21 protein-coding genes, 1 tRNA gene and 1 pseudogene are annotated in these 23970 nt (G+C 41.8%); 13 read left to right on the top strand and 10 right to left on the bottom strand.

The genetic code is table 11. The features are described 5' to 3' along the window. Window positions 1-82: 82 nt before the first annotated feature. The 3 genes from CDG77_RS15610 to CDG77_RS15600 form a co-directional block, all read right to left on the bottom strand. On the bottom strand, window positions 83-331 hold the full coding sequence (locus CDG77_RS15610) for a hypothetical protein (RefSeq protein WP_094330262.1): 249 nt from the start codon (window positions 329-331) through the stop codon (window positions 83-85). Between the two features lie 112 nt (window positions 332-443). Next, the gene (locus tag CDG77_RS15605; RefSeq protein ID WP_094330261.1) at window positions 444-866 is read right to left on the bottom strand and encodes a tetratricopeptide repeat protein; all 423 of its coding nucleotides are present in this window, start codon (window positions 864-866) and stop codon (window positions 444-446) included. 120 nt (window positions 867-986) lie between these two features. Then, entirely contained in the window at window positions 987-1343 is a 357-nt protein-coding gene (locus CDG77_RS15600) for an iron-sulfur cluster assembly accessory protein (protein WP_094330260.1), read from the bottom strand. Between the two features lie 325 nt (window positions 1344-1668). On the opposite strand from CDG77_RS15600, the gene CDG77_RS15595 reads away from it, so the two are divergent. The 6 genes and pseudogenes from CDG77_RS15595 to CDG77_RS35490 all read left to right on the top strand — a co-directional run. Then, on the top strand, window positions 1669-3309 hold the full coding sequence (locus CDG77_RS15595) for a DUF6930 domain-containing protein (RefSeq protein WP_094330259.1): 1641 nt from the start codon (window positions 1669-1671) through the stop codon (window positions 3307-3309). Window positions 3310-4256: 947 nt separating this feature from the next. Continuing rightward, window positions 4257-4382 (top strand): hypothetical protein, encoded by a 126-nt coding sequence (locus CDG77_RS38540; protein WP_262985158.1) that lies wholly within the window; start codon window positions 4257-4259, stop codon window positions 4380-4382. Between the two features lie 478 nt (window positions 4383-4860). Continuing rightward, window positions 4861-5037: a CopG family transcriptional regulator gene (locus tag CDG77_RS15590; RefSeq protein ID WP_181154351.1), complete on the top strand. Its 177-nt coding sequence runs from the start codon at window positions 4861-4863 to the stop codon at window positions 5035-5037. Between the two features lie 264 nt (window positions 5038-5301). Continuing rightward, window positions 5302-6741: a 9,9'-di-cis-zeta-carotene desaturase gene (zds, locus tag CDG77_RS15585; protein WP_094330257.1), complete on the top strand. Its 1440-nt coding sequence runs from the start codon at window positions 5302-5304 to the stop codon at window positions 6739-6741. 33 nt (window positions 6742-6774) lie between these two features. Further along, window positions 6775-7221: an SRPBCC family protein gene (locus CDG77_RS15580; RefSeq protein WP_094330256.1), complete on the top strand. Its 447-nt coding sequence runs from the start codon at window positions 6775-6777 to the stop codon at window positions 7219-7221. 264 nt (window positions 7222-7485) lie between these two features. Continuing rightward, window positions 7486-7913: pseudogene (locus tag CDG77_RS35490) on the top strand (transposase); the annotation flags it as partial. 166 nt (window positions 7914-8079) lie between these two features. On the opposite strand, the gene CDG77_RS15570 reads toward CDG77_RS35490, so the two are convergent. Next, complete coding sequence (locus CDG77_RS15570; RefSeq protein WP_094330255.1) at window positions 8080-8703, bottom strand: tetratricopeptide repeat protein; 624 nt, start codon at window positions 8701-8703, stop codon at window positions 8080-8082. Between the two features lie 142 nt (window positions 8704-8845). Between CDG77_RS15570 and CDG77_RS15565 the strand changes: the two genes are divergently transcribed. The 3 genes from CDG77_RS15565 (at window position 8846) to CDG77_RS15555 (ending at window position 11245) form a co-directional block, all read left to right on the top strand. After that, window positions 8846-9634: an SDR family oxidoreductase gene (locus CDG77_RS15565; protein WP_094330254.1), complete on the top strand. Its 789-nt coding sequence runs from the start codon at window positions 8846-8848 to the stop codon at window positions 9632-9634. 93 nt (window positions 9635-9727) lie between these two features. Continuing rightward, window positions 9728-10441 (top strand): rhomboid family intramembrane serine protease, encoded by a 714-nt coding sequence (locus CDG77_RS15560; RefSeq protein ID WP_094330253.1) that lies wholly within the window; start codon window positions 9728-9730, stop codon window positions 10439-10441. A gap of 132 nt (window positions 10442-10573) precedes the next feature. Next, window positions 10574-11245, top strand: a complete 672-nt coding sequence (locus tag CDG77_RS15555) for a rhomboid family intramembrane serine protease (RefSeq protein ID WP_094330265.1) — start codon at window positions 10574-10576, stop codon at window positions 11243-11245. Between the two features lie 34 nt (window positions 11246-11279). On the opposite strand, the gene CDG77_RS15550 is transcribed toward CDG77_RS15555, so the two are convergent. The 5 genes from CDG77_RS15550 to CDG77_RS15530 all read right to left on the bottom strand — a co-directional run bounded on the left by CDG77_RS15550 (window position 11280) and on the right by CDG77_RS15530 (window position 18385). Beyond that, on the bottom strand, window positions 11280-13460 hold the full coding sequence (locus CDG77_RS15550) for a GumC family protein (protein ID WP_094330252.1): 2181 nt from the start codon (window positions 13458-13460) through the stop codon (window positions 11280-11282). Between the two features lie 219 nt (window positions 13461-13679). Next, on the bottom strand, window positions 13680-15017 hold the full coding sequence (locus CDG77_RS15545) for a polysaccharide biosynthesis/export family protein (RefSeq protein WP_442946426.1): 1338 nt from the start codon (window positions 15015-15017) through the stop codon (window positions 13680-13682). 334 nt (window positions 15018-15351) lie between these two features. Then, a complete protein-coding gene (locus CDG77_RS15540; RefSeq protein WP_094330250.1) occupies window positions 15352-16074 on the bottom strand; it encodes a cyanoexosortase B system-associated protein in 723 nt (240 codons plus the stop codon). A gap of 135 nt (window positions 16075-16209) precedes the next feature. Beyond that, window positions 16210-17103: a cyanoexosortase B gene (gene crtB, locus CDG77_RS15535; protein ID WP_094330249.1), complete on the bottom strand. Its 894-nt coding sequence runs from the start codon at window positions 17101-17103 to the stop codon at window positions 16210-16212. A 97-nt stretch (window positions 17104-17200) separates the two neighbouring features. After that, the gene (locus CDG77_RS15530) at window positions 17201-18385 is read right to left on the bottom strand and encodes a DegT/DnrJ/EryC1/StrS family aminotransferase (protein WP_094330248.1); all 1185 of its coding nucleotides are present in this window, start codon (window positions 18383-18385) and stop codon (window positions 17201-17203) included. A 570-nt stretch (window positions 18386-18955) separates the two neighbouring features. Between CDG77_RS15530 and CDG77_RS15525 the strand changes: the two genes are divergently transcribed. Both CDG77_RS15525 and CDG77_RS15520 read left to right on the top strand, forming a co-directional pair. Next, entirely contained in the window at window positions 18956-20509 is a 1554-nt protein-coding gene (locus CDG77_RS15525; RefSeq protein ID WP_094330247.1) for a GAF domain-containing sensor histidine kinase, read from the top strand. A 241-nt stretch (window positions 20510-20750) separates the two neighbouring features. Beyond that, window positions 20751-22169 (top strand): IctB family putative bicarbonate transporter, encoded by a 1419-nt coding sequence (locus CDG77_RS15520; RefSeq protein WP_094330246.1) that lies wholly within the window; start codon window positions 20751-20753, stop codon window positions 22167-22169. Window positions 22170-22279: 110 nt separating this feature from the next. On the opposite strand, the gene CDG77_RS15515 is transcribed toward CDG77_RS15520, so the two are convergent. Continuing rightward, window positions 22280-22352 (bottom strand) — tRNA-Val (locus CDG77_RS15515). A 147-nt stretch (window positions 22353-22499) separates the two neighbouring features. On the opposite strand from CDG77_RS15515, the gene CDG77_RS15510 reads away from it, so the two are divergent. After that, window positions 22500-23120 (top strand): metal-binding protein, encoded by a 621-nt coding sequence (locus CDG77_RS15510; protein WP_094330245.1) that lies wholly within the window; start codon window positions 22500-22502, stop codon window positions 23118-23120. A gap of 3 nt (window positions 23121-23123) precedes the next feature. Further along, entirely contained in the window at window positions 23124-23951 is an 828-nt protein-coding gene (mazG, locus tag CDG77_RS15505; RefSeq protein ID WP_094330244.1) for a nucleoside triphosphate pyrophosphohydrolase, read from the top strand. Window positions 23952-23970: the final 19 nt, after the last annotated feature.

Here is a 23970-nt window from a genome sequence, read left to right as displayed (position 1 = left end):
GGGCAGGGGGCAGGGAGCAGGGGGAAGAAAAACTAAAAACTATTGGTTATTACCAATTCCCAATCCCCAATCCCCAATCCCTTTATTCTTGACTGGAGAGAAATTTTTTGGAAACCCAACTGATAATACCACTGAGAATTGCACCGCCCATGAGGATACCGATCGCTGGGTTAAACAAGGGTTGCCAGAGTTGATGCCACAAATCCAAACCCAAGTTTAATCCTACAGACTCACCGATCGCTGCGATCGCTAACCAAATAAAACCAAACAAAACTAAAAAAACATCTGCGACTAAAATTGTGTTTAGCCAATTTAACAATTTATCTTTCATCTACCCTTGTGTCCACTTGCCCAAAATTGACGACTGCTAACTAAGTGACGGGTAAGTTAGAAGTGAGGATTACCGACTTGAATTTAACTCCTCACTCCTAACTCCTAACTTCTCACTCTTCAAATAGCCAATTTTTGACTTTTTTCAAACTCTGCCAATCTGGTTTTCTACTTAAACCGTCTTCAATACTATTTTTTATTTCATCCTGCCACTCTTCATTGACAAAAATTAGCTGCTGTGCTATGTCAATATGTTCTCGTAAACCTTTTTGACCTGTTTCCAGCATTGCCAAGGCGATATTGATTCTAGCCTGTGGATCTTGTGGGTTTAACTTGATTGCTTTCTGTGCAGCTTTGTAAGCCAAGTTGGGTTTGTTATCGAGTAGATACAACCACGCCAAACAAATCCAAGCAGCACTAGTTTTCGGAGCGCGATCGCACACTTCTTTAAACACAGGGATTAAAGAATCTACCGCCTCTCCAGCTTTATAGCGTTCCAAACCTGTATCAAACAGGGATTCTACTGTATTAGTCATTGGTCATTAGTCATTGGTCATTGGTCATTGGTCATTGGTCATTAGTCATTGGTCATTAGTCATTAGGCAATTGCAAATGAGAAACGAGAAATAACAAGGGACAAATGACAAATGACAATATTACACCCCAAATGACTTGCCGCAACCGCAAGTTTGGTTGGCATTGGGGTTGGTGAATTGAAAACCACCGCCAATCATGGCATCGCTGTAATCGAGCATTAAACCGTAGAGATATAACAGACTCTTGGGATCGCTGACAATTTTGAAGCCATCATAGTCAAAAACTTCATCCTGCGGGGTAATCTTGCTAGTGTCTTCAAAATCCATCATGTAAGACATCCCAGAACAGCCACCCTGACGGACTCCTACCCGTAAGCAGAAATCTGTCCCTTGCTTGTCTCGGAGGGATTTTACCTGGTGCAATGCGGCTTCGCTCAACAGAATTCCGCGTTGTTGAGACTGAATTGCTTGTGTCATCTGCTTTTTTAACTCCTTAATTAGTCTAAGCTTTACCCAATATCGGCTTGTTAATGCCTCTGAGTTTCCCTTGGTGTTTTTGTATTTATTCTAGCGACTTAAATGTCGTTAGATGCCAAATTGTAAACACTCCGTTAAAAGCAGCCAAAGATTTTTATTCTAGAATTGAGAGACTCAGTGTGTTTAGAGATTCGGTATTTTTGGAGTTCAAGCCTGGCTTGTCCTAGAAGCAACTATCTTTCAGGTGCAGCCATAAAAACCTAATCCGAGGCTAGCTATCCCCCAAAGTTTACTTCCAAATTGCTTCTTTTGATTAACTTACTCTATGACAAGTTTTAATCGCTCTACCAGTCGTCGCTTGAAGAAATTAACGCAAATTCCTTCTGTATGGGAGGGCGATCGCCGTCCGTTGTCATCACCAAACCAGCACTCAGACTCCGAGGAAAAGGGAGAATGCATTCTTTGGGTAGATTACTCCCAAGGTGTAGTTCGAGGAATGGACGTGGTAGCTTCAGATATCGGCCCAGAAGCAATAGTTCGTACCTTAATGCGAGCAATGGAGCATCCCCACAGTCCAGCAAGACCTGCCAGACCCCAAAGAATTGTAGTCAAAGACCGTGAGATCCAATTTTACCTGCGGGGGGTGCTGCAAGATTTGGATATTGCCATTGACTATGCACCAGAACTACCTTTAATTGACGAACTGTTTCGCGGGTTCGCCGACATCCTCGATAGTCAAACCCCCGACTTACCCCCACAGTATGCACAAATCTTGCAAGAAAAAGCATTTGCAATTTGGGAAGCAGCACCTTGGGAATTTTTGGAAGAACAGCAAATTTTGTCAATCGAGATTAATAAGTGGGATGTTGGCACTCTCTATGCCTCAGTTATGGGAATGCTGGGAATGGAGTATGGGATTTTGTTTTATCGCTCAGAGGAGTCTTTAAAACAGTTTCGCACCGCAGTTTTACAAGATGAAGACTCAAATGAGCATCTAGAAGAAGCATTCCTCAAGCAAGATTGCCTGTTTCTCACCTTTGAGAGTGCTGAAGAAGACGAAGATGAAGACGAAGACGAAGAAAGTGATTTGGCGGATCTGCCATTATCAGAAATTGACCCAACTTTCGGTAATATCCACCCCTTAGAAGGACTGCGGTCTGTTTTGTATGACGAAGAAGCACTGGTAATCTTGGTTGCGATCGAAAGTCTGATCCGCTTTATTCGCGATCGCCGTCGCGATTTACAAGAGGATATCTTCCCTACCCTCAGTCGCCGTTATCGCATTTCTCTACCGCAGTCGGAAGAATCAACTAAATCTGTGGCTGTGACAGTCTCTACAATGCCGCAGTTAGCAGCAGAGTTAGAGGAAATGGCAGGCTTTGGTGATGATGAGGAAATTGACAACCTTGACTTTGGGAATTTCCAATCATTGCAAGATGACTTGATACCGGAAGACTCTTTCCTCAGCTTAGGTGTAGTGTCCTGGGAAATCTTGGATCGCCTCCGTAAGGGGGTAACTTACCATAAAGCTGGTGAAATTAAAGAAGTGGGTGACGGTTTGCCGGTAATTTTAATTCAAACTTCCCGGCCCAAGGCTAAGACTGTAATTGAAAGAATTGAAGCAGCAGGCGGACTGAGAGCAATTTGCTTTAATCCAGGTGCCGATCCTTTCGATGGCGATCGCTACGACCTCGGTTTATTGCAAACTCAAAATGATGAATTGTTCCTATTTGGTGAATTTTTAGATGAAGATCCAGTTCATGTAGAAGCCCGGAAAAAATGGAATCAACGCTGTAAAAATACTAAGGGCTACTGTGGCTTAATCATTGCCAAAGGGCTAACGGGAGCCTCTCGTGGCAATCCTCAGTTACGGGATATGATGGCTTTATTTGAAACGCGATCGCTTTCACAAAAAGATTTAGGTATTGGCACTCTCAAACTCATGCCCCAACTTAACTTGGAATAGTTGCACTCATAGCCGTAATCCTTAACGTCGGATTACGGCTATGAGAAATTAAGTTGATATATATTATTCGATTCGCATATTGACAAAAGGATTTTCCCCCAAGTCTTTTGAATTGCGATGCGATCTGGATTTTTGCCAAGCTGTATTAGTACATACCCCGGATGGCAGCTAACTTTACCTAAATTTCATGAAGTATCTGTATTCTTATCATTTTCCAGTAATTTATTTTGGAGATTTACCAGTATAAATCAGTACAAATCACTAGAGAACTATTTACGAAGTCCGGTTTAATCAAATCTAGCCGACATACTTCAATATCAGAATCTTTCTTTTAACAAATTTTTGAGCTTAAGAGCTTGTTATATATCAATATCATTAAGCAAAAGCTCATCTTACTATCTTGTGCTTTGTAATTTTTTTATAAAGTCTGAGAATGAGCTTATTTCGTCTCTAGATAAAGTTTCTTGAAAGGGTATAAATCATAGCTATAATGAATACACCGCAAAAAGAATTGAAACACACAATCATTTGTATAGGTTTATTTACCAATGAATAATGGTTGTAGGTTAAATCTTTTTGGGCAGTAGTTTTTCTCTTAGTTTTAAATAGAAAAAAGCGGGTAACAGTGGAATTCTTAGCACAATCCAGATTAAAAATAATTGGGATAATCTCTAGATAGATAAATACAATTAATCTAAAAGTGCTGAGTTGAAAACAAATTATATCGCTATTTTGAAGAGAAAAATGTCTAGATTCTAATGGTATCTTTACGGTAATTTAGTGTAAAAAAAATGAAACGAAACTAAAATATTATTATCGGCAGCCTTCAAGTAACATCACATAAATTTTATGCTAGTTTGCCTGTGTGAAATTACAGATAATGCTGTCAAAATTTGCTAAAAAAATGGTTCTTTACACTCAAAAAGCTGAGTCATATCCCATTTTGATTGACTGCAAGATTACTACCGAAAAGCAATCAGCTTAATCGTGGTAAGCCAAAAGTCTTAACCGTTGAAGCAGATATTAGCTTATTGGTTACAGGAATGGGTGCAGACGGATATTTGCACTTTTAAGTGATTATTAGCGGTCTGTATATCTCACTACAACCCGCCTGTAGTCCACTATTTCAGCCCGATCGTGATTCTAAAGCTTTATTTTTCATCAGTTATACAGATATTCTCATCAAGTGAGTTTAGCGAACTTGCTTAAGAGAGAATGTCAAATCCTTTTGATGGAGAATAATTTGATAAATCTTGATTGAGTCAACATTAGGTGTCCTCAAATTCATTTATAAAAGCTCTTTGTCAGGCTTTCCTGATGCTGTTAATAGGGTTATTATCCTCAGAAGGAACTATCTACTATTTTTGCTGTCAAAATAGTAACAAATAAAGTGTAAGTTTCTGATTTCTTTAGAAAATGATGAATCCTTTGACAAAACTACAGTTTTTAATATTAATGATATTACTTGTTTCCTGAGACAAATTCTGATAATCTTATCGGTTCCCTCTTTAACTTAGACTCTTTCGATAATCTAGATATACAGCAGATAGCATGATAATGACAAATAAAAAATGGGCCGTTAAACGCATAACAGTTAATCTCGCAACACAGGAAGCGGAAAAACTAGAAAAATATTGCCAACAAACAGGTAGACCTGCAACCGATGTGATTCGGGAACTGATTAGAAGTTTACCGATCTCCGATGATGGCAAAGATGTAAACAAGTAAGAACATACTTTCACTACTTACTAGATAACTGCTTTGCCACCAAAAAAATAGCTCCAATACTTTTTTGAGTCCGCCGCAATGGACAATAATTTGTCTAACTGATACAGACGCGTTTTTCTCGCGTCTGGTCAATTGCTGGGACTAAAAGGAGATTTTAGTATCGACATTGCCATACCTTAATATGTTGGTAGAGTTGATATTAAGTAGCGAATTCCGACACCAAGCCAGTTACAATCTGTAAAGAAACTGAAAAGGAACGACGGAATGCGCGTTGCAATCGTAGGTGCGGGACTGGCTGGACTAGCAACCGCAATAGATTTAGCTGATGCTGGTTGTGAAATAGAGATATTTGAGTCTCGTCCGTTTGTGGGTGGTAAAGTTGGCAGTTGGGTTGATGGAGATGGCAACCATCTAGAAATGGGGTTGCATGTATTTTTCGGGTGCTACTACCAACTATTTGACTTGATGAAGAAAGTGGGGGTGTTAGAAAACTTACGTCTCAAGGAACATACTCACACTTTTATTAATAAAGGGGGGCGCACTGGTGGTTTGGATTTTCGCTTCTTTACAGGTGCGCCTTTCAATGGCTTAAAGGCATTTTTCACGACTTCTCAATTATCGTTGCAGGATAAACTGCAAAATGCGATCGCTTTGGGTACTAGTCCGATAGTTCGCGGATTGGTAGACTTCAATGGGGCGATGAAAACTATTCGCAACTTAGATAAAGTTAGCTTTGCCGATTGGTTTCGCAGTCATGGTGGGAGTAATGGCAGCATTAAGCGGTTATGGAACCCCATCGCCTACGCATTGGGATTTATTGATTGCGAAAATATGTCTGCCCGTTGTATGTTAACGATATTCCAGTTATTTGCAGTCAGAACTGAAGCTTCAGTTTTGCGAATGCTAGAAGGTTCTCCATCTGAATATTTACACAAGCCCATTCTGGAATATTTGGAAGCTAGAGGGACTAAAGTTTACACCCGTCGGCAAGTTCGGGAAATTCAGTTTACAGAGTCAGCTGAACAAACCCGTGTCACTGGTATAGTAGTTGCCCAAGGTGATGCAGTAGAAACGATCGCTGCTGATGCTTACGTTTTTGCCTGTGATGTTCCAGGAATTCAACGCATCCTACCCCAGGAGTGGCGTAAGTGGTCAGAATTTGACAATATTTACAAACTGGATGCAGTGCCAGTAGCCACAGTGCAATTACGCTTCGATGGTTGGGTAACGGAACTGAACGATGGAGAGGAACGTAAACAGCTAAATCACGCAGCTGGAATCGATAATTTGCTGTACACAGCCGATGCTGACTTTTCTTGTTTTGCTGATTTGGCGTTAACTAGCCCTGCTGATTATTATCGCCCAGGACAGGGATCTTTGTTGCAACTAGTCCTGACACCGGGAGATCCGTTTATTGCCCAAAGCAATGAAGCGATCGCAAATCATGTCCTCAAGCAAGTCCACGAACTGTTTCCCTCGTCACGAGAGCTAAATATGACTTGGTATAGTGTGGTAAAACTTGCTCAGTCTCTCTACCGAGAAGCACCAGGAATGGATGCGTATCGTCCCAATCAAAAAACACCAGTAGATAATTTCTTCCTTGCAGGGAGTTATACCCAGCAAGACTACATCGACAGTATGGAAGGTGCTACTATTTCTGGACGGCGGGCGGCAAAAGTGATTTTGGAAAGTTTGAAGAAATAACTAACCGCGAAGGACGCAAAGGAAGAAGAGAGAATGTCAGATTGGTTAGAGCATACTGTGCAGGTAGAAGTAGAGGCTCCCATAGATTTAGTATGGAGCCTCTGGTCTGATTTGGAGCAAATGCCCCGGTGGATGAAGTGGATTGATTCTGTGAAAATTCCGCCAGATAATCCAGATATATCTCTTTGGAAACTTCGTGCTGGTGGCGGTCTGGAATTTACCTGGAAATCCCGAATTCTCAAAGTTATCCCAAAGCAAATTATCCAATGGGAATCGATTGATGGTTTGCCGAATCAGGGAGCGATTCGCTTTTACGATCGCAATGGTAGTAGCATTGTCAAAATGACTATTTCCTACGCTATCCCCGGCATTCTTGGCAAAATTATGGATAACTTATTTTTGGGGCGGGTAGTTGAATCAACAATTCAAGCTGATTTGGAAAGGTTTAAAGAATACGCGCTGAATGTTAAAGGGAATTGATATCCCTCTCCTAAGAAACAGTATTTGCTTGGGGCTGAGGAATGAGTTCAAAACCTAAAGCTAGAGCCTTCTTTGGAGGTTATTGATAACTCGTTATTGGTAACATTGTTCATAATAATCCATTCCAATATAGCAATCCTGAATGATTCGTGAGAAAAGACTGAAAAGAATACAAGTAATATTTGCGACTACAAAGGGGTTGTGGCAATGTGGATGCGATCGCTAACAGAGTTTATCGAAAATAGCTCAGAACAGGTAGCTTAAAAAAAAGAGATTTCTGATTTATTATCGGCGCGACGAGGCGAAATAGAGCGGAGCCGGAGATGCTCCGCCTCCGAATCTGGAAAGGTAGTTGTATTTATGATTGATGAATGTCATTTGCTGTGGGTGGCATAAATGGATATGTTTGGGGTCAGACTAACGAACGGATATCAATTCCAGTTGTCAACGCTCGTTATAAGCAAACATATTTTGGCGCATTAGACTATAAAACAAAATAATTTATAACTTCTGAAGCAAAAAAGGGAGACTCTGAAAATACAATTAAGTTTTTAGAATACCTTAAGTCAAAACGCCCTGAAGCTAAACTTTTAATTATTTGGGATGGTGCTAGTTATCATTGCTCTCAGCAAATCCAAGATTATTTAGATTCCTTAAATAGGGAGTTAGAGGCATATAGTATTCTTATCACTAGATTAGCGAGAAAGATTTTAATCTGACCCTCACGAATTTGGTTTAGGTAAAAACTGATAGCAAATTTATTGCTCGTTATAGCATTGATAGAACAATTAAGATTTGGGAAGTGCCAGAATCAATTAATAACTGTAGTGACCAGCAAACACTGGTAGCTTATCTAACTTAGTTTATGCTCGTTCGTAATTTCTTATGTACCTGCGCTAGATAGCACATATAATCATCAATTTTGTAATTATCAGCAGCTTTAACTATATAATCCTGAGCCAGATCAAGATTATTCTCAACTTCATAATATAATCCCAAGTAAAGATGACTGTAAAAATTTCCCTTTATCCCTTCTGATTGACCAACAGTTAAAACATCATCTGGTGTACAATCTCCTGCATATAAATCATATACGCGCTGCATGATGCGTCGAGGGTCATTTTTCACAGTTAGTAAAGAATTACGCGCCTCTTCAACACCTAACGAACGAGCTATGCAGAGATATCGCCATACTGTTTCTTCTACATCTTGAGCATTCACTGTCAAATCTATTTCAAATTGTTCAGCACCCTCAGCAAATCTTTCTGCATAATAATACGATAATCCTCGTTGCCAGAGGTAGGGTTTAATACTACCATCCAATTGCTCTGCCATGTCAAAATCTTGAATAGATTCATCAATCTTGGCCAGTTGAAAGTTAACCATACCTCGACGAATGTAAGCATTAGGGTTTTTCGGTTGATTGCGAATGGTTTCGTTCCAGCGCTGGAGTTGATTTTCTAGAGAATTTGAAAAAAACATGGGTTTTGAATTGGAATTAGATGCAGTTGATGTTTTAGGGATTGCGATCGCCTACATTACAACAAAAGGCGATCGCATTGGGCACTTACAAGATAAACTCTTAAATTGATACCTTGATAATAAAAAATCCGCAGAATTACAAATGAGCGATGTCGAAGGCGGGCTACGCCTACGCTGGACACTGACAGGAAAAAAAGCACTGATTACAGGTGCTACCAAAGGCATTGGACTAGCTGTTGCCAATGAGTTCTTATCTCTGGGTGCAGAAGTCACAATTGTGGCTCGGAATTCTCAGGATGTTGAGCGACAACTAATTATCTGGCAACAAGTAGGATTTCCTGTTTATGGGATTACAGCAGATGTTGCAACCTCTGATGGGCGACAAGCCATTTTTGAGCAGGTTGGCAAAACCTGGGATAAATTAGACATCCTGGTTAATAATGCGGGAACCAATATTAGCAAAAAAGTAGTAGAGTACACAGCCTCTGAGTATGAGTTTCTTATCCAGACAAACCAGACATCTATTTTTGAGATGTGCCGTCTATTTTACCCTCTGCTGCAAAATGGGGAAAACAGCAGCATTGTGAATATAAGTTCTGTAGCAGGTTTAGTCTCAAATCGTACAGGCGCTCCTTATGGTATGACGAAAGCAGCTATAAATCAACTGACGCGATCGCTATCAGTTGAATGGGCTTGCAATGGTATTAGGGTAAATACCGTAGCACCTTGGGCGATTCGCACACCTCTAACCGAGTCTGTACTCGATAACCAAGATTTTCTCAAATTAGTTTTATCACAAACACCTATAGGAAGGGTTGGTCAACCAGAAGAAGTAGCAGGTTTAGTGGCATTTCTTTGTATGCCTGCGGCATCTTTCATCACTGGACAATGTATCACTGTCGATGGTGGATTTTTGGCTTTTGGTTTTTAAGTGCCAAAACGAAATCCATCCACGAGGTAGAAGAAACTACTTGCAAAATTCAGTATTGTAGAGTTTGTGCCTTAAAATCAGGAAAAAACGCCCGTGGTTCCCATTAGAGATAATAATCCGACCAAAATCACGCCTTATGTAACTTATGGGTTGATTGCTGCCAATATCCTCGCTTTTATTTATGAAGCAAGTCTTCCCCCACAAGCATTAAATGGGTTTCTACACCTTGCGGCTGTAGTTCCACGAGAACTCACCTTAAGCTTTGGTGGTACTTCTCTACATCAACCAGTACCAGAGTGGGCAACTTTGATTACCTCGCAATTTTTGCATGGTGGTTTCTTGCACTTAGCTGGCAATATGCTGTTTCTTTGGATTTTTGGTAACAACGTTGAAGATAAGTTAGGTCATGCCAAATACTTGCTGTTTTATTTATCTTGCGGTGTTTTGGCATCATTAACTCAGTGGTTCTTCGCTCAAGATTCTAGTATTCCATCTTTGGGCGCAAGTGGTGCGATCGCAGGTATTCTGGGAGCATACATTCTCCGCTTTCCTAACGCTGAAGTTCTCGGTATAGTGCCTTTAGGATTTTTCTTCCCGACTTTCCGCGTTCCGGCATATTTCTTTTTGGGATTCTGGTTTCTCGAACAAGCCTTCTACGGGCTTGCTAGTCTTGAAACACCTACAAACATTGGTATGGAAAGCGGCGGTATTGCCTACTGGGCCCATGCAGGCGGATTTATCTTTGGGGCAATTCTCGGCCCACTGTTGGGTTTATTTAGCGATAAATCCCAGGAAGAATCTTGGTAAAAGTAATTCTTTATAGTATTACAACCACCCTCAATTATAGTGATTGATTTAATAGGTTAAATTGCCTAACCTTCGCAACTGTTAGCCTTACAAGCTATATTGCAGTTAGTCAATAATTTAGGAAAAACACCTGTGTTTCCCCTCTACGACGAAAATCCAACGCGAATCACCCCGTATTTCACCTACGGGTTAATTGGCATGAATATTGTAGTTTTTATTCACGAGGTGAGCCTGTCACATGCACAATTGAGTCAATTTTTAAATCAGTATGCGGTAGTGCCTCAAGAGTTAACTACCAATTTGAATGGGGAGTGGATAACCTTATTTACGTCACAATTCTTACACGGTGGTTGGTGGCACTTAATCTCAAATATGGTGTTTCTCTGGGTTTTTGGCAACAATATAGAAGATCGATTGGGTCATGCCAAATATCTGATTTTCTATTTAGCGTGTGGTGCTTTAGCTGCCTTATGCCAATGGTTTATTGCCATGAATTCTGAGATTCCTTCCTTGGGAGCAAGTGGGGCAATTTCTGGGGTTTTGGGTGCGTATATTATCCGCTTTCCCCACGCTAAAGTTATGACCTTAATATTTTTGGGTTTTTTTATCACCACAATCAGAGTTCCAGCACTAGTAATAATTGGACTTTTTGTGGTGCAGAATTTAATCTCCGGTCTTGCTACCCTGCAAACAGCCGCTAATATGACTGTGCAAACTGGTGGAGTTGCCTATTGGGCGCACATTGGTGGTTTTGCTTTTGGCGTAATTCTCGCTCCCCTATTTGGGTTGTTTAGACGTGACTAATGGATAATTGGGTATTGGCAATTAAATCTTGTTCTTATTTGGCACCTGCTGACACTTCTTCTGATTTTTCAACAGTTTCCGATTCTACCTCAGATGTCGTTGGTGATTGTACGACTTGTTCCGGTAGAGAAACAATAATATCAGCGCCATTGATAATTGCTCCTAATAACCCTAGTTCCGATTCAACCAATTGATCGATAGCTTCACCTAGCATATTCTCTTGTGTATAGTGTGGTCGCGCCACTATTACCATGCCATCGCTATAAGGTTGAATTAACAGAGGGTCATTGGATATGCTGAGGGGACTAGTGTCTAAAATAACTAAATCAAAACGTTCGCGGACATCCTCTATCAGCCGCCGCATTTCGCTAGACTCAAGAATAGCTGCTGATTGCCGCACAGGACCAGGACTCGGAATAATGTATAAATTTTCTACATCAGGAACTAAACGAATACATTCACTTAAGTTAGCGTAATAACGCAGGGGTTCAATAGTGGACTCGGGGTCAGGAATTACTTTCAGGGATGTACAACGAGAAGGCGATCGCAAATCTGTTTCGATAATCAAGGTTCTTTTACCAGCACGGGCAGAAGCTATACCCAAGTTATAAGCACTTGCGGTCTTACCTTCTAAGCTACTGGTGCTAGTAATCAACACCACTTTTAAATTGTTACCACCAATTCGGCGCAGATTACTGCGGAACTTCTCATAAAATTCCAAATAAGGAGAATCGGCGGAAAGTACCACAGCCACTGCTTCTCGATCGAAATCATCAACAGGCATTAAAGGCAATTCTCCCAACACTGCCACATCCCTTTGCTTGAGGCTCTCGCGAATATCCTCCCTGGTTTTGAAAGTCCCTTCCAGCGATCCCAGTAAAAATATTACCCCGCCACCAATCACCATACCTAAGAAACCGCCCACAGCAAGGGTAATAGGTACACTCTTAGGGGGTTTGATGTCGGCAACAGCTGTGGGCGGTCTGGCAATGCTGAGGCTGCTGGTAGTTTCTGCCTCTGCGGTTTTAGCATCAGTTAGCTTCACCTGCATTTGGTCATAGATGGCTTTTTTGAGTCCAACCTCTTGTTCTAAACGCGATCGCTCTAATTGCTTATTGGGTATCAGAGAATACTCTTGCCGTAGTCGCGCTTCTTGTTGGATTTCTTGAACTAGTTGTTGTTGCAGTGTCTCGCGTTGAGTTTGCAAAGACACCATTTGGTTTGCCAATTGCTGGCGGGCTGGATCTAAACTACTTTGGGTGCGAATACCTGCAATGCTACCCTGAAGCGGAGCCGCCGCACCATCACCACCTAACACCTCAGCAGCCCGTTGTCGCAGCAATTCCTCAGCCGCTTGTTTCTGACGCTGCAACTGAATCATCGTTGGGTGTTCTGGTCGCAAATCTTTTCTGAGTACAGCAATTTGAGACTCGCTTTGATAAATTTGCGCTCGTAAATTCCCAATAATTGGATCGGCACTCAAAGCAGAAGAGATATAAGCTTGTCCGACTGTTAAGCCTAACTTACTTTGTAAACTGCGAATTTGACCATCAAGCCCAGAAATGGTTAATTGCATTTGCCGTTGAAGATTTTGGCTGGCAGTAATGGCGCTTAACAAACTGCCATTTTCGGCTGCCAATATTGCTGTTCGCTCTATGCGATCGTATTGTTCCAACTTCTTTTCAGCAACTTGCAATTCTCGTTTAGCTTGTGGCAAGCGATCGTTAATTTTTTGAATAATTGCTTGTAATCGCCCAGTATTGATGTCACTACTCAACTTAATCATTGATTGCATCAATTCTGCCAATACTTCTATACCTCTTTTGGGGTCACTATCTACATATTTTAGTTCAAAGATACTCGTTTCAAATTCTCCAGTTCTGGCATTCTTTTTAGGTAAAGAAAGCACGATACTTGCGCCGAGTTGTCTCGGTTTGAGATTTACTTTCTGTGCCACTGTGGCAATTATCTGGTTTGATAATAAAACTTCTTCATTCAATTCCTTTCCTTGCTGTTGGATTTGACTACCAGTTGTTGAGAAAGAAACTGGTGGTCCAGCATAGGTAAGGGCGGCAGATGCTATGTAGTTAATAGGTGGATCTGGCTGCATAGCCACCACCGTTGACCCCACTACAACTAAACCAAAACTAGCTAGTCCAATCCACTTATATTTTTCAAAAGCAATAAGATAGCGTTTAACAATTGGTGGGGTCATGGTCGCTTCGCTCCAATTAAAAATTAAAAATTAAAAATTAAAAACTAGGAAGCACCAAACTAAAGATAGTGACTTTTATATAAGGACGCTATCAACTTCCTATTGTATATATCCGTTGATATCTTTAATATTTTTCCATTAACAAACTCAAAGATAAGCTGGAGATGTGGCTTCCTCCACTCCCAACTATTTACAAACTCTATCCTTCTTGTATAGTCATTAATTTGATCCACCGCCACCGAAGTTGTCAAAAAACCGCAGAAAAGATTGAACATTGAAGAAGGGTTGGGTAATGGTAGTCAGTAAATTAGTAATTCTACCGATGAGATTTCGACCAACAACAAGAACATCATTATCTTGAAGTGCCACATTTTGAGACGCATCGCCTCCTAGAGCTTTTTTAGCATCAAGTTTCTGGGTAACAGTTTTACCTCGTTCGGGATCGAAGCGAACCAGAGCGATATCCCGAAGATTAGCAGTGTCAAGATTTACTCCTCCTAAAGCATCTACAAATGTACTGCCGTTAGGCAGCGCTTGAACGGAAATACCTCCCGCAGCATAGTTTAAAACCCGGACTCTAATCTGTGGTACTGCTAAGGATGAACGTGCTACCAAATTGCGGTCATAACCGTCATCATTACCAACTTCACGACGGGGGACGAGTATCGCATCTCCGTCTTGTAAGCGTAAATTAGGAATTGAACCGCCATTTTGCAGTGCTGCATATAAGTCAATAGTTTGTGAAATCACAGAACCATCGATTAACTTGCGGCGTACCTGTATTTGTCGCAGGTCTGCATTCAACGTTGAACCACCAGATATTAGCAAAGCATCAGCAACACGGGGTGTTGTTGAGTTAATCGGATAAATTCCTGGTCGAGATATTTCCCCGCTAATGGTAACTTGGACTGGTCGCGTCCCAACCAAGGATACTACTACGATTGGATCTGGGAAAATACGACTCAAGCCTAAGCGAATTTTTTCTTGGGCTTCTTCCAAGGTTAAACCTTGTAATGACACCGTTCCTACTTGCGGCACTATGATGTTGCCTTCTGGACTAATTACAGCTTGAAAACTCAAGTCTTGACGCTGCGTTGCTAAGGCTAAAACTATTACCGGATCGACTACATAACGATTTAAACCCAAGCGAATTTTTTCTTGAGCTTCTTCCAAAGTTAAACCTTGTAAGAAAACTGTTCCCAGTAACGGCACCACAATATTACCTTCTGGGTTGATTAAAGCTTGAAAGCCTAAATCTGGAAAGCGCTGAACCGAAACGCTAATTCCATCTCCTATGCCTAAGCGGTATGGGCCGGGGGGACGCTGAAGCACGATGCCAATTCCATCTCCTGGCCCCAACAGGTAGCGGCTGAGTTGTGGGGAAATTTCGTTATTTGCACCTGGAGGTGCAAACTCAGTACCTGGCACAGGCGATGGGGGTTGTCTTGGTGATTGTCCTTGAGGTGGAAAAGGCTGGGCAACAACAAGTTGGATAGGTGTTATTAAGAAAACTCCTACTTGAAGACTGACAAAACACAGGGCGCTGAATCCACGCATATAATAACTGGGAGCTACGAACATCGGTGTAAAAATACTGATATAGAAATTAGTCGCGCCGAGTGGTTATTTTACTCTAAAAATGTCCTATGTGTCTCTTGTATCTGCAAGTATTTACCAAGAAAAAGAGAATAATTTTGCTAAATTGAATTTCTAATATCAATTTTTTTGGAAGCTGCGGTAAGACAAGGGGCAAAATCCTTTTATTCCATGTAAACTCATAGATAATCGCTATAACTTCTATATTGTTAACATCTTTTAGCTGAGTTTTAGCCTGAATAAATTATAGAGATACTGTTGATAAATCTCTGCACAAATACATGTGTAATAGACTCTACAAAGCGCCTGCCATCAATTCAGCTTGCACTGTTTCTCCGATAGACTGGGCTAAAGGCCAAGATGTTTCTACTTGCCCTAAAGGTTCCATTGGGATCAGAATGCTTACACTTACCCAGGGAATGCGTTGCTTACGCCACTGGGCCAATTGATCTGCCAAGAACCAGTGAAAAGGTGATGGATTGCCACCGTCTGGCATAGCGTACCATTGCAAGACAGCGAAGGTTTGCTGTGGTGTGGCGGCGCGAAAAAACCTAGCTTCTACTTTAGTTCCAAGATTAGAAGCCGACTTTGCAGGCGGTTTCACAGTAAATTCAGCAGAACGAAATTGAGCTACATCCCACTTTCCCCAGCGTGACCTTCCCCAGCCGTTAACATCTGTCCACTCTACTTCTGGTTGATCCATAGGCCCATTTTGCGGCAGCAAAAGCAGGATTGCCTGGGATTGAGAACCTTGTTTTTTAAGTAGCTGTAAAGACCATTTATGTTCGCCAATTTGCTGGTCTGCTTGTTCAATAGTTTGCCAACCAGGAAGGGTCAACCCAGTGTTGCGGATCTCTTTTAACTCGTTGAGGGTAGCAATAGGTGGGGGCTGTTTCCATTGCCAGTGTCCTGTCAGATATCCAGGAACCCCTCCTATTGCTAGTAGCAGTAGCAGTAATAAAAGTGCTGCTACTTGACTCAATTGGTTTTCCTTGAAAAACTTGGAGAAGGAAATCATCAGTAAAATTTGTAATACTTAGGCAGAATTTTACTTCATAAAATCACACCATGAGTTCAGTAATATTTATGAGTAGAGAATTAAGTGGGAGAGCAGGGAGAAAAGAAATTAACCCATACCCCATGCCCAATACTCCTAACTTTCCGCTTCTTGCTGAGTTTCTTGAGATGCTGAAAAATAGCTAGCCAGCCAATTCAGTAAGGGCACTAATGACACCAGCATACAAGCAGAGTAGACATCACCACCCCAACCCTCATGGAGCCATTTAAAAGCTGCTTCTTGACCTGTGCCGTGAAAGAAAGTCAGTAAAGTATTACGAATGATATTCGCAATAATACTAACGATCGCAGCAAGAGATAAAAACGATATAGTTGTGCGGCGTGAAGACAAAGCGTCTGTCCAATAAAGCAGCATCAAGCCTACGTAGAGAGTAGTAAACAACATTTTCAGCCCAGCACAATAGGGAGCAACTTCCACAATCCTTCCTCCCACATAGAGATTTACCTCGTTTACGGTTACATCCATACCAAATTGATTCAGGATGAAGCCTGCTGTACCAGCGATGAAGCTTTGAAGAGGCAAGGTATAGGGAGCAATCAGATATGGCATTGCTGTTGGGGTTGCCAAAAATACTAATAGCAGGGGGAATCCTTGCGATCGCAAACCTGCTATTCCTTTAAACCATAGGCATAATCCTACCAAAATAACGGGCAAGGAAAGGTTAACCCACTCCATAACACCGCTAAGGTAAAAAACTGCCCCGAATAACAAGAAAACAGCGCTCAAAGGATGGATGGTATCTGGCAAACGTTTCCACTTTTTCCGGTTCATCCAGACTAGATAAGCCGCAAATGGTAAACCAATAATTCCGTGGCTGAAATATTCGTGTTCTGTACTGATATTTTTGTGCAGCCAACCATCGAACCAGTGTAGCAATATAGGAGCAAAAAGCAGCAGCAAAACGCCTATAATAGCTAGATTTAATAAGTCTGAGGCGTTTCTATTTTTTATCTGTTGCTGGAGTGCCATGATTTTTATTAGTCATTGGTCATTGGTCATTGGTCATTTGCAAAGGACAAAGGACAAATATCTAATTGTTAGATGTACATATAAGTATGAATTAACATCAGGCTACCACGCTGCCAAGGTCGGCAGTGGAGGGTTCATCTACCTTAGAAGTTGTTGAGACTGCATGAGCGATCGCAGCTACAACTTCTTTAACTTGGCTACTGCTCAAACCAGGATACATCGGTAATGATAAGATTTGCTGTGAGAGTTTTTCTGCTTCTGGAAAATCTCCTGGCTGGTAGCCTAAGTTAGTGAATGCCGGTTGGAGATGACAAGGAATTGGGTAGTGAATGCCAGTTTGAATTCCTACTGCTGTGAGTTTTTCCTGGAGTTGCTGGCGCTCTATCGGGCAAGAATCATCAATTTTAATCACATAAAGATGATAAACGTGTCCTGTACCACTTTGGTTTTCTATAGGGATAATACCTGTAGTTGCCAAGGGCGCTAGTTCGCTATCATACTGTTGGGCTATAGTTAAGCGATCGCGATTCCACTGTGGCAAATATGGTAATTTTCGGTGCAAAACTGCTGCTTGTAAAGTATCCAAGCGGCTATTCGTACCTGCTTCAGTATGAAAATACTTTTGCGATGCACCGTAATTTCGCAAGCGCACCATCTTCTGGGCTACATCTGAATCTCGTGTCAGCAGCATTCCTCCATCCCCAAATGCTCCCAAATTTTTGCTGGGATAGAAACTAAAAGCTGCTGCTATTCCTACTGAACCAGCGTGATATCCGTCTCTTTCGGCGAGGTGTGCTTGGGCGGCATCTTCAAAAATTAGTAGTTTGTAGGTATCGGCAAAGTTTATTAGTTCGCGTGGTGATACCATTTGACCATAAAGATGCACAGGGATTATTGCTTTGGTCTGAGGTGTAATTGCCTTTGCTGCTTTTCTTAAGTCAATTAAAGCAGTTTGGCGATCGCAATCTACCAGAATTGGCTTTGCGCCAGCCCGGATAACCCCAATCAAGGTGGCGATAAAAGTGTTTGCTGGTAAAATCACTTCATCACCAGCACCAATATTACACGCTTGCAATCCAAGAGCGATCGCATCTGTTCCTGATGCAACACCAACCCCATAAGCTGCCCCAGAAACTGCCGCAAATGCTGCTTCAAAATCTGAGAGTGCTTGCCCTAAAATAAAATCTCCCTGTTCCAATACAGATTGGATTGCATCTTGTAATTGCGTTTGAATTGGTTCGTGTTGTAACTTCAGGTCTACAAAAGGAACTCTAATGGTCATTTTATTCATTACCAATTGTCCTCAAAAAATATTTCCTCGGATGCAAAAATAGAAAAGCCTGCACAATTTTCAGCATGAAATTGTAATAGGTTTAATCTATTGAATCGAGACTTGTATTACTTGTATTAACTATCTAGGATTATCAGCCATCGGTACTAGCTGCCATAAGTAAAAATGGCTATAAAAGTTACATGCGTATAACTTTTGTAAGTAAATTTACTTTGAATATTCCAGTCAGAATCTTTCCTTCTGTACATAAAGAATTACAGCTCCTTTCTATTGTATTCTTAGCATTAGCTTACCCTGGTTGAATCCAAATCTAACGCAGTCTGACTGTAAAATCTTAAGCAACAAAGGCTACACCAGTGCTAAATAAAGAACATTCAGCACCAGTAGCTAGTAACTTGTAGATACCGCGTCGCCGACTTAATGGAAGGGGTAAAAAATTTTTGCCCCAAATTTGTTTGTCAGAGGCAAAATTAGGGAATGCTTAAAAATAGCAATTGATAACCTAGAAATAGAGCTTATATCAATTCACAAGATCGAGAAATTATTAAGGTAGCAGTGGCAATGATAGAGCCTGAAAACAAATTATTTGCCCTAAAGGATGGTTGGGATTCTCATGAATCAAGAGAACAACAACGCCTCAAAGCTTTGTCAGATTTAGGTTTGCGGCAACCAGAAACGATTCCGGTTTTTGAAGAAGCCACACAGACTGCTGCCCACTTTTTGGAAGCGCCAATTTCCATATTGGGATTTGTAGATCAAGAACGTCACTGGTTCAAGTCATCGGTGGGCTTATCTAGGCTAGGGCTAATGAATCATTTAGCACAAAGCCGCCAACTGTCACGCCGGGAATCATTCTGCACTCAGGTAGTAGAGAGTCTTCAAATATTTGTAATTAATGATACTCATAAACTTACAGACCCAGTGCTTGCTAGCAGCAAATTGGTGCAGGATTATGGCATTCGTGCTTACTTAGGAGCGCCACTAATTGATGCTGAAGGACATTGTTTGGGTGCATTGGCGGTGATGGATTTAGTGCCGCGCAATTTTACAAACCGAGACATTGAGTTTTTACAAATCATAGCTCGTTGGAGCATGAGTGAATTTGAGCGTAACCGACTCCTGCAAGGGAAACTCGAATCAAGCACTGCTGCGATACCTCCTATATTTTCACTCAATGACGAACGGAACACAGAGATTAAAATCACCGCACCCACTAAAGATAGCGACTCTGTTTCTACCAAGCAACTGAAGTTAGAACTTTTAGGTCAGCTAACTCAGGAGTTACGCACGCCCTTAACATCTGTACTCGGTATGGCTGGCGTTTTAGGACGTGAGATTTATGGGCCTTTGACGACTAAGCAAAGAGAATATTTGGAAATTATCCAACACAGTGGTCGATATTTACTTTCCCTAGTAAATGAAATTACTGAACTAGGAGCTATGGATGACAACTCAACTGTACTTAATCTAGCTCCTGTGGATATCGAAATGCTGTGTCAACAAGCTATCAATACTTTAGAAGAAGTGGCTAATCGGCGCGAGCAAGATATTCGCCTCTCTATAGAACCGGGACGCAATCGCATTTGGCCTTTAGATAAAGAAAAGGTGCGACAAATCCTTTATCACCTGGTTTTCAGTGTGATTCAACTTTCGGCTACAGGTAGCGTTGTTCGCATTCATGTATCTTACAAGGAAGATACACTCAACATTACTATTTGGGTTTCCCATCCCTGGTTAGGGGATGGCATAACAGAGGTCGATCCCTACTTCCGTCTCAATTCTTTGTCGCTGCTAGAGTTAACAGGCGAAGTAGCAAGTTACAATACTCATACAGAAAGCCAGAAGCAACTAGATACTTCATCTGTAGCAGTGGAAAATTCAAAAAACTTGAGTGATTCTCACTCAAATTTCTTTGCTGCTAGTTCAGGGATAAATTTAGCTAAATCAACTGGAACTCTTTCTCGTGAAAGCTTGGGGCTATTGCTAAGTTGTCAACTGGCAGAGTTGCACAGGGGACAAATTTTGATTCAAGGTTCACCCGAATCAGGATATCGTTATGTGCTTTCTTTGCCACTCCAACTGGCAACTCCCTCACAAGCTATTAGCGATGTCTAAATTATTGGGATTGGGATTGGGAAAGAGGTATTTTCAACTATATTGTTGAGTACTAAGTACATGAAGGGCTATCTTAATTTGATATTGGCTGAAGGTTTCGGATTAAAGGTAGTAGCTGATGGCTAAAAATAAGAGCGCTATAACGCGATGTGCAATCTCTGTTATTACCTTTTTATAGCCATAAGCATTATGATCGATTCCAAGTTCTGCGTCGGCAGGCTAATCGATCGCAATGTTTTTTATGAATTTAGTCTGGCAACGATTTACTTTATCATCTTTACCGCTCAAAGAATATCTTGCTACCAGTTACGTACACCGTTATCTGGTCGGACTGTTAAGTCCTTGGCGGCAAACCAGCATCTTACTTCAGTGGGGAGATGCGACAGCAGCTGCTTTACTCAGCTTAATATATGCCCTTGCACCTTTTGCTTCGAGTACGTTAGTAGGTTTGTTACTGGTGGCTTGTGTGGGATTTTGGTTGTTGTTAACTTTATCTGATGAAGTCACACCAGCAAATGTCTCGTCAGTCACTCCCATTCACCTGCTGGTATTGCTCTATTGGGGAATTGCTGTCATCGCAACAGCATTATCACCAGTGAAAAAGGCGGCACTTAACGACTTGGGAACGTTGACCTTGTATTTGCTACTATTTGCCCTTTGTGCCAGGGTACTAAGGTCGCCTCGTCTCCGGTCTTGGATTATCATTCTTTACCTGCATGTATCGTTAATTGTCAGTGTCTATGGATTGCGGCAATGGTTTTTTGGAGCCACAGCACTGGCAACTTGGGTCGATCCTGAATCTCCTCTGTCTAAGACTACAAGAGTCTACAGTTATTTAGGTAATCCCAATTTATTGGCAGGATACCTTTTACCAGCAGTAATTTTTAGTTTAGTGGCAATTTTTGCATGGCAAAGCTGGCTCAAAAAAGCTCTAGCATTAACAATGCTGATTGTCAATACTGCCTGCCTGATCCTGACTTTTAGTCGTGGCGGTTGGATTGGACTAGTGGTGGCAATTTTAGCTGTGATGGCATTGCTAGTTTATTGGAAAAGTCTGGAAATGCCTCCTTTTTGGCGTACTTGGTCGCTACCGATTATCTTGGGGGGTTTAATCGGGGTATTACTACTAGCAGTGATATTTATAGATCCAGTGCAGGTTCGGGTCTTGAGTATTTTTGCCGATCGCAAAGATAGCAGTAATAATTTTCGCCGAAATGTGTGGGATGCTGTCTTTGAGATGATTCGCGATCGCCCAATTTTCGGTATTGGCCCCGGTCACAACTCTTTTAATAAAGTTTATCCTCTCTACCAACGCCCTCGTTACACTGCTTTAAGTGCTTATTCGATTTTGTTTGAAGTGACTGTAGAAACTGGATTTGTTGGTTTAGCCTTCTTTCTCTGGCTAATAATCGTTACATTTAATACGGCATTTTTGCAAGTCCGACGATTGCGACAAATCAGAAGTGGAGAGGGATTTTGGTTAATTGGGGCGATCGCTATTTTGTTGGGTATGCTAGCTCACGGCACTGTAGATACTGTCTGGTATCGTCCTGAAGTCAATACCCTCTGGTGGCTCATAGTTGCCTTAATTGCCAGTTACTGGAAACCTTTAGCTCAAAATCAGACAAGTTCATCTAACCCTGAACCAGCATTAAACTAACTTAAGTTAGTGTGTCAGTTGTTTTTATAATGAACAACTGACAACTTTTGAACGCATTTAAAAAAGGCTAGAGACAACATTTAACTTGTCTCTAGCCTTTTTTTACTTAGTGGGCAGTACCAGACTCGAACTGATGACGTCCTGCTTGTAAGGCAGGCGCTCTACCAACTGAGCTAACCGCCCGTTTGTTTGACCAATCCTTAACTAATATAGCAGACCATTTCGCATTGCGCTAGTAGTTTTGGTAAAATCTTTTTTTCTCTTATACTGGCTCAGTATTCAGTTACTCAGCACGGGCTAAACGCCCCGCTATCGCTAACAGGAATTAGAATGCCCTCTGGTCGGACGCACGATCGCATTACTATGTATGCTCTGCCATTGGTGGCGGGCATTACTTTGTGGCAGACTCGCAGTAGCAATGCGACTTTGTTGGTTGCAGGCGGGTTTCTATTTGGAGGGCTGATGTTTGGCCCCGATTTAGATATTTACTCTGTGCAATTTCAACGCTGGGGTTTCTTGCGCTGGATTTGGCTACCTTATCAAAAAAGTCTGCGGCATCGTTCTTTTTTATCCCACGGGCCGATTATTGGCACAATTCTGCGGATACTTTATCTGGGGTGTTTGCTAGCAATCTTGGCAATTTTCGTTTTGGCAATTGCCCAAAGGTTATGGAATCTGAGTTTTACTTGGCAAGATTTGGGTGGAACTGTGGGGCGATCGCTCGGGCAATACAATACTGAATATATTGCCCTGTTTTTGGGTTTGGAACTTGGTGCGATGAGTCATTCTCTTAGCGATTGGAGCGGTTCTGCATACAAGCGCTTTCAAAAACAGGGGATTCGGGGGTTGCTTCCTAGTGGCAAAATGAAGAAGCGGAAAGTTACAAGTCGCGGTAGTCGTCGAACTACAGTTAGCAGAAAGAGCAACGGAAGAACGACAAAGGACAAATGAAAAATGACAAATGACAAAGTTGATACTTTGGCGGCGTTGCAAGAATTGATTGAGATAGTAGCAAAATTGCGATCGCCTGATGGTGGTTGTCCGTGGGATTTGGCGCAAACTCCCGAAACGCTAACCCCTTATGTGATTGAAGAAGCTTATGAGGTGGTGGATGCAATTAAAAGTGGGGATAAAAATGCGATCGCAGAAGAGTTAGGCGATTTATTATTACAGGTGGTATTGCAAGCCCAAATTGCCAGCGAATCTGGACAATTTTCCCTCAAAGAAATAACTCAGGGGATTTCCCAAAAGTTGATTCGCCGTCACCCTCATGTCTTTGGTGATGTATCGGTGACAAGTGTGGATGAGGTGCGGCAAAATTGGGAACAAATCAAGGCTGCGGAAAAAGGCGAACCATCCCCAGAGGCGCAAAAACTTAGTGCTAAACTCGGTCGTTATGGGCGTACCCTTCCCCCGTTGACAGCAGCGATGAAGATTTCTCAAAAGGCTGCGGCGATCGGGTTTGAATGGGAAAATATTCAGGGCGTTTGGGATAAGTTTCATGAAGAGTTAGGGGAGTTTCAACAGGCTTTAGCTGCGGAAACACCCGAACGACAACAAGCAGAATTAGGCGATTTATTGTTTGCAGTTATTCAGCTAGCGCGTTGGCATCATCTCGATCCCAGCGCCGGTTTGCAAGGCACAAATCAGCGATTTGTGCAGCGATTAGAAAAAATGGAGGCAGTTGTCGATCGCCCCCTTTCTGATTACAGTTTGGATGAGTTAGAAACTCTTTGGCAACAGGCAAAAGCCCAACTTGCTAATGAAAAGAGGAAGGAGTAGGGAGGCTCCCTATTCCTCT

Source organism: Nostoc sp. 'Peltigera membranacea cyanobiont' 213 (assembly GCF_002245975.1).
Taxonomy (GTDB): domain Bacteria; phylum Cyanobacteriota; class Cyanobacteriia; order Cyanobacteriales; family Nostocaceae; genus Nostoc.
This window is presented reverse-complemented; position numbering and strand designations above follow the sequence as displayed.

What these genes read in the sequence shown, in the direction of transcription:
- CDG77_RS15610 (WP_094330262.1), bottom strand. Translation starts at nt 331, where the DNA reads ATGAAAGATAAATTGTTAAATTGGCTAAACACAATTTTAGTCGCAGAT.
- CDG77_RS15605 (WP_094330261.1), bottom strand. Translation starts at nt 866, where the DNA reads ATGACTAATACAGTAGAATCCCTGTTTGATACAGGTTTGGAACGCTAT.
- CDG77_RS15600 (WP_094330260.1), bottom strand. Translation starts at nt 1,343, where the DNA reads ATGACACAAGCAATTCAGTCTCAACAACGCGGAATTCTGTTGAGCGAA.
- CDG77_RS15595 (WP_094330259.1), top strand. Translation starts at nt 1,669, where the DNA reads ATGACAAGTTTTAATCGCTCTACCAGTCGTCGCTTGAAGAAATTAACG.
- CDG77_RS15590 (WP_181154351.1), top strand. Translation starts at nt 4,861, where the DNA reads ATGATAATGACAAATAAAAAATGGGCCGTTAAACGCATAACAGTTAAT.
- zds (WP_094330257.1), top strand. Translation starts at nt 5,302, where the DNA reads ATGCGCGTTGCAATCGTAGGTGCGGGACTGGCTGGACTAGCAACCGCA.
- CDG77_RS15580 (WP_094330256.1), top strand. Translation starts at nt 6,775, where the DNA reads ATGTCAGATTGGTTAGAGCATACTGTGCAGGTAGAAGTAGAGGCTCCC.
- CDG77_RS15570 (WP_094330255.1), bottom strand. Translation starts at nt 8,703, where the DNA reads ATGTTTTTTTCAAATTCTCTAGAAAATCAACTCCAGCGCTGGAACGAA.
- CDG77_RS15565 (WP_094330254.1), top strand. Translation starts at nt 8,846, where the DNA reads ATGAGCGATGTCGAAGGCGGGCTACGCCTACGCTGGACACTGACAGGA.
- CDG77_RS15550 (WP_094330252.1), bottom strand. Translation starts at nt 13,460, where the DNA reads ATGACCCCACCAATTGTTAAACGCTATCTTATTGCTTTTGAAAAATAT.
- CDG77_RS15545 (WP_442946426.1), bottom strand. Translation starts at nt 15,017, where the DNA reads ATGCGTGGATTCAGCGCCCTGTGTTTTGTCAGTCTTCAAGTAGGAGTT.
- CDG77_RS15540 (WP_094330250.1), bottom strand. Translation starts at nt 16,074, where the DNA reads ATGATTTCCTTCTCCAAGTTTTTCAAGGAAAACCAATTGAGTCAAGTA.
- crtB (WP_094330249.1), bottom strand. Translation starts at nt 17,103, where the DNA reads ATGGCACTCCAGCAACAGATAAAAAATAGAAACGCCTCAGACTTATTA.
- CDG77_RS15530 (WP_094330248.1), bottom strand. Translation starts at nt 18,385, where the DNA reads ATGACCATTAGAGTTCCTTTTGTAGACCTGAAGTTACAACACGAACCA.
- CDG77_RS15525 (WP_094330247.1), top strand. Translation starts at nt 18,956, where the DNA reads ATGATAGAGCCTGAAAACAAATTATTTGCCCTAAAGGATGGTTGGGAT.
- CDG77_RS15520 (WP_094330246.1), top strand. Translation starts at nt 20,751, where the DNA reads ATGAATTTAGTCTGGCAACGATTTACTTTATCATCTTTACCGCTCAAA.
- CDG77_RS15510 (WP_094330245.1), top strand. Translation starts at nt 22,500, where the DNA reads ATGCCCTCTGGTCGGACGCACGATCGCATTACTATGTATGCTCTGCCA.
- mazG (WP_094330244.1), top strand. Translation starts at nt 23,124, where the DNA reads ATGACAAATGACAAAGTTGATACTTTGGCGGCGTTGCAAGAATTGATT.